Origin of the sequence: Nocardia asteroides, assembly GCF_021183625.1 — a bacterium.
Taxonomy (GTDB): domain Bacteria; phylum Actinomycetota; class Actinomycetes; order Mycobacteriales; family Mycobacteriaceae; genus Nocardia; species Nocardia asteroides_A.
Window position 1 is genome coordinate 2,844,549 of the sequence record NZ_CP089214.1, and the last position, 12,775, is coordinate 2,857,323.

Annotated in this window: 11 protein-coding genes; 6 read left to right on the top strand and 5 right to left on the bottom strand. The window is 72.9% G+C overall.

Annotated elements, in window-relative coordinates; translation table 11 throughout:
• Positions 1 to 13: 13 nt before the first annotated feature.
• Both LTT61_RS13785 and LTT61_RS13790 read right to left on the bottom strand, forming a co-directional pair.
• Positions 14 to 3,085 (bottom strand): AAA family ATPase, encoded by a 3,072-nt coding sequence (locus LTT61_RS13785; RefSeq protein ID WP_233020352.1) that lies wholly within the window; start codon positions 3,083 to 3,085, stop codon positions 14 to 16.
• A complete protein-coding gene (locus tag LTT61_RS13790; protein ID WP_233020353.1) occupies positions 3,082 to 4,245 on the bottom strand; it encodes an exonuclease SbcCD subunit D in 1,164 nt (387 codons plus the stop codon). The genes LTT61_RS13785 and LTT61_RS13790 overlap by 4 nt, the downstream gene beginning before the upstream one ends.
• 120 nt (positions 4,246 to 4,365) lie before the next feature.
• Here LTT61_RS13790 and LTT61_RS13795 point away from each other — a divergent pair, with 120 nt between their 5' ends.
• Positions 4,366 to 5,148 carry a DUF6542 domain-containing protein gene (locus LTT61_RS13795; RefSeq protein WP_233020354.1) on the top strand — a complete coding sequence of 261 codons (783 nt, stop codon included), beginning with the start codon at positions 4,366 to 4,368 and terminating at the stop codon, positions 5,146 to 5,148.
• Here the strand turns inward: LTT61_RS13795 and LTT61_RS13800 are convergent.
• Positions 5,145 to 6,149 (bottom strand): 4-hydroxy-3-methylbut-2-enyl diphosphate reductase, encoded by a 1,005-nt coding sequence (locus LTT61_RS13800; RefSeq protein WP_233020355.1) that lies wholly within the window; start codon positions 6,147 to 6,149, stop codon positions 5,145 to 5,147. The genes LTT61_RS13795 and LTT61_RS13800 overlap by 4 nt on opposite strands.
• Before the next feature lie 115 nt (positions 6,150 to 6,264).
• Here LTT61_RS13800 and LTT61_RS13805 point away from each other — a divergent pair, with 115 nt between their 5' ends.
• From LTT61_RS13805 to LTT61_RS13815, 3 genes are read left to right on the top strand one after another with little or no spacing between them, the layout of a single operon-like run.
• Complete coding sequence (locus tag LTT61_RS13805) at positions 6,265 to 6,966, top strand: lipid droplet-associated protein (protein ID WP_233020356.1); 702 nt, start codon at positions 6,265 to 6,267, stop codon at positions 6,964 to 6,966.
• The gene (xseA, locus tag LTT61_RS13810) at positions 6,963 to 8,207 is read left to right on the top strand and encodes an exodeoxyribonuclease VII large subunit (protein ID WP_269821884.1); all 1,245 of its coding nucleotides are present in this window, start codon (positions 6,963 to 6,965) and stop codon (positions 8,205 to 8,207) included. The genes LTT61_RS13805 and xseA overlap by 4 nt, the downstream gene beginning before the upstream one ends.
• Positions 8,208 to 8,209: 2 nt before the next feature.
• Positions 8,210 to 8,452 carry an exodeoxyribonuclease VII small subunit gene (locus LTT61_RS13815; protein WP_420094811.1) on the top strand — a complete coding sequence of 81 codons (243 nt, stop codon included), beginning with the start codon at positions 8,210 to 8,212 and terminating at the stop codon, positions 8,450 to 8,452.
• A gap of 187 nt (positions 8,453 to 8,639) precedes the next feature.
• On the opposite strand, the gene LTT61_RS13820 is transcribed toward LTT61_RS13815, so the two are convergent.
• The gene (locus tag LTT61_RS13820; protein WP_233020358.1) at positions 8,640 to 9,215 is read right to left on the bottom strand and encodes a DUF4245 domain-containing protein; all 576 of its coding nucleotides are present in this window, start codon (positions 9,213 to 9,215) and stop codon (positions 8,640 to 8,642) included.
• 110 nt (positions 9,216 to 9,325) lie between these two features.
• Between LTT61_RS13820 and glpX the strand changes: the two genes are divergently transcribed.
• Positions 9,326 to 10,369 carry a class II fructose-bisphosphatase gene (gene glpX, locus LTT61_RS13825; protein ID WP_233020359.1) on the top strand — a complete coding sequence of 348 codons (1,044 nt, stop codon included), beginning with the start codon at positions 9,326 to 9,328 and terminating at the stop codon, positions 10,367 to 10,369.
• A 99-nt stretch (positions 10,370 to 10,468) separates the two neighbouring features.
• The gene (locus LTT61_RS13830; protein WP_233020360.1) at positions 10,469 to 11,869 is read left to right on the top strand and encodes a class II fumarate hydratase; all 1,401 of its coding nucleotides are present in this window, start codon (positions 10,469 to 10,471) and stop codon (positions 11,867 to 11,869) included.
• A 42-nt stretch (positions 11,870 to 11,911) separates the two neighbouring features.
• Here the strand turns inward: LTT61_RS13830 and LTT61_RS13835 are convergent, their stop codons facing one another.
• Positions 11,912 to 12,769, bottom strand: coding sequence for an acyl-ACP desaturase (locus LTT61_RS13835; RefSeq protein ID WP_233020361.1), 858 nt, complete (start codon positions 12,767 to 12,769; stop codon positions 11,912 to 11,914).
• Positions 12,770 to 12,775: the final 6 nt, after the last annotated feature.

Sequence of the window (12,775 nt, forward strand, 5' to 3'; positions counted from 1 at the left end):
CGCGGCACCCGCCTCAGGCGACGGTGGCGCGGAGGGAGGAGCCCTCGCGGCCGCGGACGACGTGCAGGCGGCTGGGGATGCGCTGGCGCATCTCGTCGACGTGGCTGACGATGCCGACCACGCGCCCGCCCGCGCGCAGTTCGTCGAGGACGCCCATGACGGCGTCGAGGGTATCGGCGTCGAGGCCGCCGAAGCCCTCGTCGATGAAGAGGGTGTCCAGGACGATGCCGCCCGATTCGGCGGCGACGGTGTCGGCGAGGCCGAGCGCGAGGGAGAGCGAGGCCATGAAGGTCTCGCCGCCGGAGAGCGTCTTGGCGGGGCGGACGCGGCCGGTGTAGTCGTCGCGGATGTCGAGGCCGAGGCCGCTGAGCCGGTTGCGGGCGTTCGCCCGGTCCGAGTGCACGAGTTCGTAGCGGCCGCCGGACATCCGGCGCAGCCGCGCCGAAGCCGCCGCGGCGACCTCCTCCAGCCGGGCCGCGAGCACGTACGACCGCAACGACATCTGCCTGTTGTTCTGGCCGCGCCCGGAAACCAGCTTGGCCAGCCCTTCCAGCTCCTCGAATCGGGCCTGCTGCGGCGCGAAGCGCTCGAGCTCGGACCACAGCTGCCCGCTGAGCTGTTCCAGCTTCGCCACCCGGCGCTGCGCGTCGGAGTGGTCGGCGACGGCTTGATCGCGCAGCTCCTGCGCTTCGACCAGCCCGCTCTCCAGCTCGGTGAGCTCCGCGGGCTCGGCGGCGAGCGCGGCGCCGACCTCCGGCTCGTCGAGGACGGTCTGCGCGCGGTCCCGCGCGAGCTCCGCCTCCTCCAGCGCCGTGGCGGTCTCCCGCTGCCACCGCGCGGGCCTGGCAGCCGGGCCGACCTGTGCCGTGATCGCTGCCCGGCGGCGCTCGGCCGCGAGCAGCCGATCCGCGATCGAGCCCGAATCCGGCTCCGCGACGGGGCCGTTCGAGACGAAACCCGCATCGTTCGCCAGACGCTCGGCCCGGGCCAGCGCCGAGTCGGCCAGCTGCACCGCGGCGGCCACCTGCGCACGGGCGCTGCGCAGCTCCTCGGTGTGCTGAACCAGGGCGCGCAGCCGGGTTCGACGGCGCGCGAGCGACCCATCCGCCCCGGCGGCGGCGCGCACCCGCGCGGTGACCTGCTCGAGCTGGCTCCCGGCCGCGTCCTGCTCGGCGACGGTGGCGCCGAGCTCGGTCTCGCAGCGGCGCAGCCGGTCCTGCAACCGCTCCGACTCGGTGCGCAGCCGGGCCAGCTCGCCCGCGGCCTGCTCCCTGCCGTTCGCGAGCTCCCGCGCGTCCGCCAATTCGAGCGCGGCCGCGCGCCTGCGCGCCTCCAGCTCTGCCCGGTCGGCGTCGCCACCGTGTGCGGCGAGCGTGCTCACCGTCCGCTCCAGCTCGTTGACGAGCGCGTGCGCACTGTCGCTCACCCGCTCCGCGGCCCGCTCCCGTTCGGCGGCGGCGGCCTCCGCGGCCTTCGAGACCTGCTCGGCACCGGCGACCGCGGGCCGCGGGTGCTCGGCCGAACCGCACACCTGGCAGGGCTCGCCGGCGCGCAGCCCGGTGGCCAGCTCGGCGGCCATTCCGGCCAGGCGCCGCTCCCGCAGGTGCAGTACGGCGGCCCTGGCGTCGTTGTGCGCGGCCTTGGCCTGCACGGAAGCCGTCTGGGCGGCGACGAGTTCGCCGCGGCACTCGACCAGGCGGATCGCCGCCGCCACCGCGGTGTCGCACCGCTCGGCGGCATCGGTCAGCCCGGGCAGCGCGACCGCGGCGCCGTCGGCTTCGCGCAGCCGCGCCTCTGCGGCCGCCAGCCTGCCGGGCAGGCTCTCCCGGAGACCGGCGAGTTCATCCCGTTCCCGATGCAGGGCGCGCTCGGCGGAGGCCAGCTTCTCCAGCCTGCCGGTGAGCCCGGTCACGGCGTCGGCATCGGCGGCGCGCTCGTCGAGTCTGCCGAGCCCACCGAGCCAGGCGTGCAACGCGGGCTCGAGATCGGCCGCTTCGGGAACCGCCCCGGCATCGACCGGCACCAGCTCGATGCCATCGATGTCGGCGGCGCCCGGATCGCCGACGGCCGCGCCGAGCCGGGCGGCGATCACGTCACGGTCGGCCACCCGGGTGCCCGCGGTCTCCAGCGCGTCCCGCGCCTCGTGTACCGCCGCCACGACCGGGTCGGCCCGGTGCGCCGCCTCCAGCTCGGCCCGCAGGGCGGCCCGGTGCGCCGCCTCCGCCGCATGATCGTCCAGCTGCGTGTGCGCGACGGCGGCGCGCTCGCGCAGGGTGCGTGCCCGCTGCTCCCGGTCCAGCGCACGCCGCGCGGTCTCGTAGGCGGCGCGGCGCGCGGTGGCCCGGTCACCCGTGCTGCCCACCTCGGCGCGGGTGGCGGCGAGCAGGTCCTGCGCCCAGACCTCGGCTTCGCTCAGCGGCGCCTCGTCCCTTGGCTGCCCGGTGACACCGGCGATCTGATCCATCAGCCCGATGACCTGCTGCCGCTGCGCCGCCAGCGCCTCCCCCGCCTCCCGCCGCCGCTCGGCCAGCCACTGTTCGACCACACCGAAGCGCTCGGTGTCGAAGAGCTTCTCCAGCAGCTTCTCCCGCTCTTCGTTGTCGGCGCGGAGGAAGCGGGCGAAATCGCCCTGCGGCAGCAGCACCACCTGGAAGAACTGATCGGCGCTCATACCGAGCAGCCGGATCACCTCGTCGCCGATCTCCTGGATCCGGGAGAGGTTCTGCCGCTCACCGTCGAGCCAGGTCAGCGTCGCTTTGGCGGCCACGGCGGTCTTCCGGCCCGGCCGGTGGAACTCCGGGCTGCGGGTGATCCGGAGGCGCTGCCCGCCCAGCGTCGCCTCCAGCACCACCTTGGGGGCGACGTCCTCCGGGGCGTGGTCGGAGTGCAGCCGCTTTCCCTCGGAGCGCGCGCCGGGCACCTTGCCGTACAGCGCGAAGGCGATGGCATCGAGGACCGTGGTCTTGCCCGCGCCGGTCCGGCCGTGCAGGAGGAAGAGGCCGTCGGCGCCGAGCACGTCGAAGTCGATGACGGTCGGCTGCGCGAACGGGCCGAACGCGAGGATCTCCAGCCGGTGCAGCCTCACTCGAAGAACCCGCTCTCGATCGCGGCGTCCGGCTCGGCGACGGCCGCCGCCAGCGCCTGTTCCAGCAGCCTGACCTCGCGCTGCGACGGCTCGTCGCGCACATCCGCGACGAAGCCGCTCGCGATCTGCACATCCGACCTGCCGCGCACCCGCTCACGGTAGCGGAACTCCGGATCTCCCTCCGGCCGTTGCCAATCCACGTGCACCGCGTAGGGGAAGCGGCTCTGTAGCCTGCGCAGCGGATCCATCGGCCGAACCGGGTCGGTCAGCTCCGCGGTGATGTAGTCGTCGACGGCGCGATCGAACACCGGGTCGGTCAGCAGTTCGTCCAGCGTGCCGGAGAGCAGCCGCAGGCCGCGGATCTCCGGCAGCTCGTGCCTTCGGACCGCCGCCAGCCCCGTTTCGTCCAGGTCGACGATCCAGACGGCCTTCCGATGCGACCGCTCGCCGAACGAGTACGGCAGCAGCGACCCCGAGTAGCGCACGGACTCCGACAGGGTCTGCGGCGAGTGCAGGTGGCCGAGCGCCACGTAGTCCATGCCGTCGAAGGCGGACGCCGAGACCTCCTCCACCCCGCCGACCGCGATCGAGCGCTCGGAGCCGGTGGCCTCGCCGCCGGTCACGAAGGCGTGCGCGAGCACCACCGCGCGCGGGGTGCCGCGGGCGGCCAGATCGGCCCTGATCCTGGCCATGGCGGCGTCGAGCACCTCGGCGTGCGAACGGGCCTGCGGCACCTCGAGTTCGGCGCGGGTGATCTCCGGCTCCAGGTAGGGGATGCCGTAGCAGGCGACGGTGCCGTGCTCGTCCTCGAGCAGGACCGGCCGGTCGCAGGCGGCGACGGTGGTGCAGAGGTGCAGCCCGCCCGCCGCGGCGAAACCGGCGCCCGCGCCGAGCCGGGCCGGGGAGTCGTGGTTGCCCGAGGTCGCCACGATGCGGGCGCCCGCTTCGCGGATCGCCTCGAAGCCGCGGTTGCAGACGGCGATGGCGTCGGCGCTGGGGATCGCGCGGTCGTAGACGTCGCCGGCGAGCAGCACGACCTCGACCGACTCGGCCGCGACGAGCTCGGCGACGGCGGCGAGCGAACGGGCCTGATCGGCAAGCAGATCGACGCCGTGGAAGGTGCGCCCGATGTGCCAGTCCGAGGTGTGCAGCAGCCGCATGCCGCGAAACCTAGGCCAACCCACCGACACAGTTCAAACTTCCACGCGGTGACCGGGGCGTCGGCGGTAACCGACCCGCCGTTCCGTCCCACCGGCCGACGGCGGGTTAGTGTGCATTCCGTGGCTGCTTCCCAACGTGTGCGACCCCGCGTGCCCGCCGCGCAGAGCTCGGTCCTGCCCGCGGTCCGTGGCGTCTCGGCACCGGTGGCGGTACTGATCGCGGTTGCCTGCACGATCGCGGGGTTTCTGGTCGATGCCGCCGGTGGCGGCAGTGAACTGACCCTGGTCTTCTCCGGGGCGTACGTGCTCGGCTGCCTGCTCGCGGTGCTCGCGGTGCGGTACCGGGGGCTCTTCACGACGATGGTGCTGCCGCCGCTGCTGCTCTTCGCCTCGGTGCCGCTGGCGTACCAGTTCCTCACCGCGGGCGGCTCGACCTCGATCAAGGACATTCTGCTCAACCTGGCGATTCCGCTGGTGAACCGGTTCCCGGCCATGCTGCTCGGCACCGTGCTCGCGCTCGCCGTCGGCGGACTCCGGATCTGGCAGCGGCGGCGCGAGGAGGCGAGCGAGCGGGCCGGTGCGGGGCGGCGGGGTACCAGCTGGGGGCGCGGGTCGTCGCTGCGCGATACCGCGGAGCGCGGGAAGCGGTCGCGGAGCGAGCCCGAGGACGACGTCCACGATATGAAGACCGAGTTGCTGCCGGGGCCGTCCCGGCGGTCGGCGACCCCGCCCGCAGAGGCGGCACCGCCGCGGAAACCGCGTGGTTCCAGCCGTGGGCGCGCCGCGACGCGCGATCGCGAGGACGAGCTCCCGCGCCGCCGCGAGGGTGCGGCGCCGGGGCGGCCGACGGTGCGCTACCGCGACCGCGACCGCGACGACGACCGGCGCAAGCCCAAGCGTTAGCGGCGGGCGGGGCGCAGCTCGCGGGGCAGGGCGAAGACCAGCGTCTCGTTCGCGGTGGTGACCGGCTGGACGTCGGCGAAGCCGTGCTCGGCGAGCAGCTGGATCACCCCGTCGACCAGGATCTCCGGCACCGAGGCGCCGGAGGTGATGCCGACCGTGCGGACCCCGTCCAGCCAGGCCGTGTCCACCTCGCGGGCGTAGTCGACCAGGTAGGCGGCCCGTGCGCCCGCGTTCAGCGCGACCTCGACCAGCCGGACCGAGTTGGACGAGTTGCGCGAGCCGACCACGATCACCAGGTCGCACTCCGGCGCCATCGCCTTGACCGCGGTCTGCCGGTTGGAGGTGGCGTAGCAGATGTCGTCGCTCGGCGGATCCTGCAGCAGCGGGAACCTCTCGCGCAGCAGCCGGACCGTCTCCATGGTCTCGTCCACGCTGAGCGTGGTCTGCGAGAGCCAGATGACCTTGTTCTCGTCGCGCACGGTCACCCCGTCGACCCCGCCCGGGCCGTCGACGAGCTGGACGTGGTCGGGCGCCTCACCGGCGGTGCCCTCCACCTCCTCGTGCCCCTCGTGGCCGATCAGCAGGATGTCGAAGTCGTCGCGGGCGAAGCGCTTGGCCTCCTGGTGCACCTTGGTGACCAGCGGGCAGGTGGCGTCGATGGTGCGCAGGCTGCGTTCGGCCGCCGAGGCGTGCACCGCGGGCGAGACGCCGTGCGCGGAGAAGACCAGCAGGGCGCCCTCCGGCACCTCGTCGGTCTCGTCGACGAAGATCACGCCGCGCTCCCGCAGCGTCTCCACGACGTGCCGGTTGTGCACGATCTCCTTCCGGACGTAGAGCGGCGCACCGTGCTTCTCCAGCGCCTTCTCCACGGTCTCGACGGCGCGGTCGACGCCTGCGCAGTAACCGCGCGGTTCGGCCAGCAGCACCCGCTTCGCGTCGGCGGCGCCGGAGGAACCGGCGGAGCGCGCGATTCCGACGTTCAGGGAAATAGCCGAGGACATGTCCCACAGAATACGGACCCGAGCCGGATGCCGCCCGCGGCGGTCACACACGGGAGAATCACACCCCGTGACACTCGTCCTTTGCATCACACATCGTTTCGGGCAGGCTGGGACCATGTTCCGACCACCGTTCCTGGCCAGGGTCGCGGCCGGCGCCGCCGTGTACGCCCTCGAAGAGAGCCGCAGGTTGCCGAGCGCGGCAATTCATTTCCCGATCACGGCGGTGAGCCAGCTGCTGCAGACGTCGATGCACGTGCAGCAGTTCGTCACCAGTTTGGCGCTGAAAGGCGACGCGGTCTTCGAACGCCTCGGCGGCAATCCGGTCGAACAACCGGAGTGGGCGACCTTCGACGAGGACGTCGACGAATACCGGGACGATTTCGCGCCGGGCGGCATCGCCGACCCCGGGGTCAGCCGTTTCGACCGCTACACCGGCGACGACATCGGCAGCGGCAACGGCCATCTCGCGACCGCGCCGAGCTACAGCGCGCCGGAGATCGCGGCCGAGCCGGTGCCGGACGACGCCATCGCGTCAGTGACCGATATCACCCCGGAGCAGCCGCTGGAGACCGGCTCCGCGCCGCAGCCGGTGGACGAGCCGGAGCCGAGCGCGCCCGAGCCGAGCGGCCCGGAGCTGCCCGAGGTCGCCGTCAAGTACGACTACCCCGGCATGACGCTGGCCCAGCTGCGCGCCCGGCTGCGCATGCTCTCGGTGGACGACCTCTCCGCGCTGCTCGCCTACGAGGAGCAGACCCTGGCCCGCGCGCCGTTCCTCACCATGCTCACCAACCGGATCGCCACCGTGCGGGCGCAGTGACCTCCAGCCCGGCGAACTCCGCGGAGCAGCCGTGGCCGGTGCGCACCGTCTCGATGAAGGTCGCGCAGTGGATCGACAAGCTGGGCAGCGTCTGGGTCGAGGGGCAGATCACCCAGATCTCGCTGCGGCCGGGGACGCGGACCGCGTTCCTGGTGCTGCGCGACCCGTCGGCGGACATGTCGCTCGCGGTGACCTGCGATCCGGAGCTGGTGCGCTCGGCGCCGGTGCCGCTGCGCGAGGGCACCCGGGTGGTCGTCTACGGCAAGCTGCAGTTCTATCCGGCGCGCGGCAGTCTTTCGCTGCGGGTGCTGGAGATCCGCGCGGTCGGCGTCGGTGAGCTGCTGGCCCGGATCGAGCGGCTGCGCGCGCTGCTGGACGCGGAGGGGCTCTTCGACCCGCGGCTCAAGCGGCCGCTGCCCTTCCTGCCCGGCACCGTCGGGCTGATCACCGGGCGCGGCGGCGCCGCCGAGCACGACGTGCTGAGCGTCGCCAGGAATCGCTGGCCCGCGGTGCGGTTCGAGATCCGCAACACCGCGGTGCAGGGCGCGGCGGCGGTGCCGCAGATCCTGAAGGCGCTGGCCGAGCTGGATGCCGACCCCGCGGTCGAGGTGATCGTGCTCGCGCGCGGCGGTGGCAGCGTCGAGGACCTGCTCCCCTTCTCCGACGAGGCGCTGTGCCGTGCCATCGTCGCGGCCACGACGCCGGTGGTGAGCGCGATCGGGCACGAGCCGGACAGCCCGCTCAGCGACTACGTCGCCGACCTGCGCGCCGCCACCCCGACCGATGCCGCCAAGCGGATCGTGCCGGACGCCGCCGCCGAGCTCGCCGGGGTGCGCGAGCTGCGCGAGCGCGCCGCCGGGGCGCTGCGCGGCTGGGTGCGCCGCGAGGAGCGGGCGCTGGCGCAGCTGCGCTCGCGGCCGGTGCTCGCCGACCCGCTGCGCGAGGTCGAGCGGCGCGCCGAGGAGGCGGAGCGGCTGCGCGGCGCCGCGCGGCGGTGCGCGGAGCATCGGGTGAGCGGCGAGCGGACGACGCTGCGGCACCTGCGGGAGAAGCTGGTCGCGGTGGGTCCGGCTGCCACCATGGCGCGCGGCTACGCTGTCGTGCAGCGCGTCAACGGCCGGGAGCGGCACGTGGTGCGCGCCGTCGACGAGGCGCCGGCGGGCAGCCAGCTGCGCATCCGGGTGGCGGACGGCGCGATCAGCGCGGCCGCGCTGGGAACCGAGCGGACAGGAGGGGCGTGAGCGTGCCGGACCGTGATGCCGGGAATGACATCGACGACGTTGCCGCATTCGGCTACGAGCGAGCCCGCGACGAGCTCGCCACCGTGGTGAAGATGCTCGAGCAGGGCGGGCTCGACCTGGACGAATCGCTCACGCTCTGGGAGCGCGGGGAGGCCCTGGCGAATCGCTGCGAGGAGCACCTCGCCGGTGCCCGCGAGCGCGTGGAGAACGCCCTCGCCCGCGCCGACCTGGAGAACGAGGAGTGAATAGGTCGCGCCGCCGCGCGGTGACTCTCGGCTGAGCCGGACCGGCACGGCTCGCGAATGAGCCCGCCTGCCTCGGCTCACGGTCGATGACGGCCCTGGCGCGCGGCGCGACAGCGGCTCGGTGCGTGCGGCGCACAGCGGCTCGGTGCGTGCGGCGCACAGCGGCTCGGTGCGTGCGGCGCCCGCGTCAGCGGGACGGCGGCTGCAGCGGCTGCGCGGCGGTGACGGCGCCCGCGAGGGTGCGGAAGGCCGCCTCGTTGCCGGCGCCGGTGACGAGCACCCGGACCGCGCCGAGGTCGGCGACCCAGGCGTTCTCCTCGGTCGGCTCGCTGTAGACCACCCATCTCGTCCCGTCGACCTCGACCGTCCCGGTCGGGTAGCGGGAGCCGAGGACGAAACGGGCCAGCTGCTCCTCGGTGGCGCTGCTCTGCGAGAACCGCAGGTAGGTGCCCTCCCCGGTGATATATCCGACGGAGCTGATCGGCCCGCCGCCCGCGCCGGTGATGGTCTCCCTGCTCCCCGAGTTCGGCGTCCAGTCGGCCGGGAGCTCCGGGTTGCGGATGGGGAACGGCAGGGTGCGGGCGTCCGAGCCGAGCGCCGCGTCGACGTCGAAATTCGGGATCCGCCCCTGGGTGGGCCCGGTGGCGGAGAAGCTGCACTGGCTGGCCAGCCCGGCGAAGACCACGGCGATCAGCACCAGCGGGATCAGCGAGAAGAACAGATCCCTGTAGTCGTGCAGAATGCGTGGCTTCGAAGATGGCACGCCTCCCAGTATCCCCACCAGCGGCGCAGCCCGTGCACAGGGGTGTACGGCCGTACCGGTCGTAGTGAGACAATCGCGGTGGATTTCCCGAACCAAGGAGGCACCCCGCGATGACGGCAACTTCGCCCGCACCGAGCCGCCGTGAGGCACCCGACCGCAACCTCGCGCTGGAGCTGGTCCGCGTCACGGAGGCCGGTGCCATGGCCGCCGGCCGCTGGGTCGGCCGCGGGGACAAGGAGGGCGGCGACGGCGCGGCCGTCGACGCCATGCGCCAGCTGGTCAGCTCGGTGTCGATGCGCGGCATCGTGGTGATCGGCGAGGGCGAGAAGGACGAGGCGCCCATGCTCTACAACGGCGAGGCGGTCGGCGACGGCACCGGGCCGGACGTGGACTTCGCGGTCGACCCGATCGACGGGACCACGCTGATGTCGAAGGGCTCCCCCGGCGCGATCTCGGTGCTCGCGGTGGCCGAGCGCGGCGCCATGTTCGATCCATCCGCGGTGTTCTACATGCACAAGATCGCGGTGGGCCCCGAAGCGGCGGGCGTGGTGGACATCTCGGTGCCGATCTCGGAGAACATCCGCCGGGTGGCCAAGTCGAAGGGGCTGCAGAAGTCCGACCTCACCGTCTGCATCCTGGACCGCCCCCGGCACTCGGACCTGATCGAGCAGGTCCGGGACGCGGGCGCCCGGATCCGGCTGATCTCCGACGGCGACGTGGCCGGCGCCATCGCCGCGGCCCGCCCGGACTCCGGCACCGACATCCTGGTCGGGATCGGCGGCACCCCGGAGGGCATCATCGCGGCCGCCGCCATGCGCTGCATGGGCGGCGAGATCCAGGCCAAGCTGGCGCCGAAGGACGACGAGGAGAAGCAGAAGGCGGTCGACGCGGGCCACGACCTGGACCGCGTGCTCGGCACCGAGGATCTGGTCTCCGGCGAGAACGTCTTCTTCTGCGCCACCGGCGTCACCGACGGCGACCTGCTGCGCGGCGTCCGCTACTTCGGCGGCGGCGCCTCGACGCACTCCATCGTGATGCGCTCGAAGTCGGGCACGGTGCGCATGATCGACGCCTACCACCGGCTGACCAAGCTGCGCGAGTACTCCTCGGTCGATTTCGACGGCGACGAGAACGCCAACCCGCCGCAGTTCTGAGCACCGGGGCCCCGGCCGGATGATTCCGCGCCGGGGCTGTGCGATTCCTCTCGACCGTGGCTCCCCCATCCCACCGGAGCGCCGCCTAGGGTCGCAGGTATGACCGAGGACACGCAGTATCGGATCGAACACGACACCATGGGCGAGGTTCGCGTGCCCGTGGACGCGCTCTGGCGGGCGCAGACCCAGCGCGCGGTGGAGAACTTCCCGATCTCCGGCCGCGGCCTGGAGCGGGCGCAGATCCGGGCGCTCGGGCTGCTCAAGGCGGCCTGCGCCACGGTGAACAGGGAGCTCGGGCTGCTCGACCCGGCCAAGGCGGAGGCCATCGTGGCCGCCGCGGGCGAGATCGCGGACGGTAACCACGACGACCAGTTCCCGATCGACGTGTTCCAGACCGGCTCCGGCACCAGCTCGAACATGAACGCCAACGAGGTGATCGCCTCGATCGCGGCGAACGCGGGCGTCACGGTGCACCCGAACGACGACGTGAACATGTCGCAGTCCTCCAACGACACCTTCCCGACCGCGGTGCACCTGGCCGCCACCGAGGCGATCGTCACCCAGCTGGTGCCCGCGCTGGACCACCTGCGGCTGGCGCTGCAGGACAAGTCGACCGAGTGGCGCACGGTCGTGAAGTCGGGCCGCACGCACCTGATGGACGCGGTCCCGGTCACGCTCGGGCAGGAGTTCGGCGGCTACACCAGGCAGATCGCGGCCGGGATCGAACGGGTGCTCGGCACGCTGCCCCGGCTCGGCGAGCTGCCGATCGGCGGCACCGCCGTCGGCACCGGGCTGAACGCGCCCGCCGACTTCGGCGCCCGGGTCGTCGCCGAGCTGCGCCGCCGGACCGATCTGGAGGCGCTGCGCGAGGCCGAGGACCACTTCGAGGCGCAGGCGGCGCGGGACGGGCTGGTCGAGGCGTCGGGTGCGCTGCGCACCGTGGCGGTGAGCCTCACCAAGATCGCGAACGATATCCGCTGGATGGGGTCGGGGCCGCTCACCGGGCTCGGCGAGCTGCAACTGCCCGACCTGCAGCCGGGCAGCTCGATCATGCCGGGCAAGGTCAACCCGGTGCTGCCGGAGGCGGTCACCCAGGTGGCGGCGCAGGTGATCGGCAACGACGCGACGGTGGCGTTCTCCGGGGCGAGCGGCGCCTTCGAGCTGAACGTCTACATCCCGGTGATGGCGCGGAACCTGCTGGAGTCGATCCGGTTGCTGGCGAATGTCTCGCGGCTCTTCGCCGATCGCTGTGTGCACGGGCTGGTCGCCAACACCGAGCGGCTGCGCACGCTGGCGGAGTCCTCGCCCTCCATCGTGACCCCGCTGAACTCGGCGATCGGCTACGAGGAGGCGGCGGCGGTCGCGAAGGAGGCGCTCAAGGAGGGCAAGACGATCCGGCAGACGGTGATCGACCGGGACCTCATCGGCGACAAGCTCAGCATCGAGGAGCTGGACCGTCGGCTGGACGTGCTGTCGATGGCGCGGGTCGAGGAGAAGTAGAGCGAAGCGCTCCCGCCGGGAACCCGGCGGGAGCGAAAGCCGTCAGCCCTTCAAGTGCGCCAGCTCGGCGCGGGCCTTCTCGCCCGCCTCGCCGAGGTCGGTGCGGGTGAAGACCTTCCAGCGGTCGAGCAGCGGGGCGAAGACCAGCCTGCCCTCGTCGGCGGCGCGGTAGATACCGGCCTCGGCCAGCACGTCGTCGCTGTTGCGGCCGTCCGGCAGCGCGACGGTCGGCACCCGGAAGTCGGCGATCCGGTCGGCGACGGCGCGCAGCGTCTGGTCCGGCGCGAGGTCGAAGGCGGCGGAGACCAGGTCGGCGAAGAACTCGGACTGCAGCTCGTCGTCGCGGGCGATGCGCTCGGCGATAGCGGTGACGATCGGGTTCTCGTCCAGCGCGGCGGTGTTGCGGTGCCTGATGGCGGCGGCGGCCTCCTCGAAGGCCCCGTTGGCCAGCACGTCGAGCAGGTGCAGCGGGGGGCGCCGGAAACCCGTGGTCATGTGCTCCATGCGCAGCCGCTCCAGCTGCACCGGGTCCACCGAGCGGGTGATCATCAGGTAATTGCGGATGACGATCTCGTGCCGGTTCTCCTCCGCGGTCCAGCGGCCGACCCAGCGCCACCACGGCCCGCTGCGCAGCGACTTGCCCAGCTCCCGGTGGTACGAGGGGAGGTTGTCGGCGATCAGCACGCTCACCGTGAGCGCCAGCTTGGCCGTCTCGCCGAGCGTGGTCTGGCTCGGATCCCAGTCCTCGCCGCCGAGGAAGCCGAAGTTGCGGCCGTCGGACCACGGGACGTAGTCGTGCGGCTGCCAGCCGTCGGCGATCTGGATGTGGCGATGCAGGTTCAGCTCAACCTCGTCGGTGAGCGAATCCAGCAACTCGCGGTCGGTCAACACAGTGTGCACCCGGAC

What these genes read in the sequence shown, in the direction of transcription:
- LTT61_RS13790 (WP_233020353.1), bottom strand. Translation starts at nt 4,245, where the DNA reads ATGCGGCTGCTGCACACCTCGGACTGGCACATCGGGCGCACCTTCCAC.
- LTT61_RS13800 (WP_233020355.1), bottom strand. Translation starts at nt 6,149, where the DNA reads ATGTCCTCGGCTATTTCCCTGAACGTCGGAATCGCGCGCTCCGCCGGT.
- LTT61_RS13805 (WP_233020356.1), top strand. Translation starts at nt 6,265, where the DNA reads ATGTTCCGACCACCGTTCCTGGCCAGGGTCGCGGCCGGCGCCGCCGTG.
- glpX (WP_233020359.1), top strand. Translation starts at nt 9,326, where the DNA reads ATGACGGCAACTTCGCCCGCACCGAGCCGCCGTGAGGCACCCGACCGC.
- LTT61_RS13830 (WP_233020360.1), top strand. Translation starts at nt 10,469, where the DNA reads ATGACCGAGGACACGCAGTATCGGATCGAACACGACACCATGGGCGAG.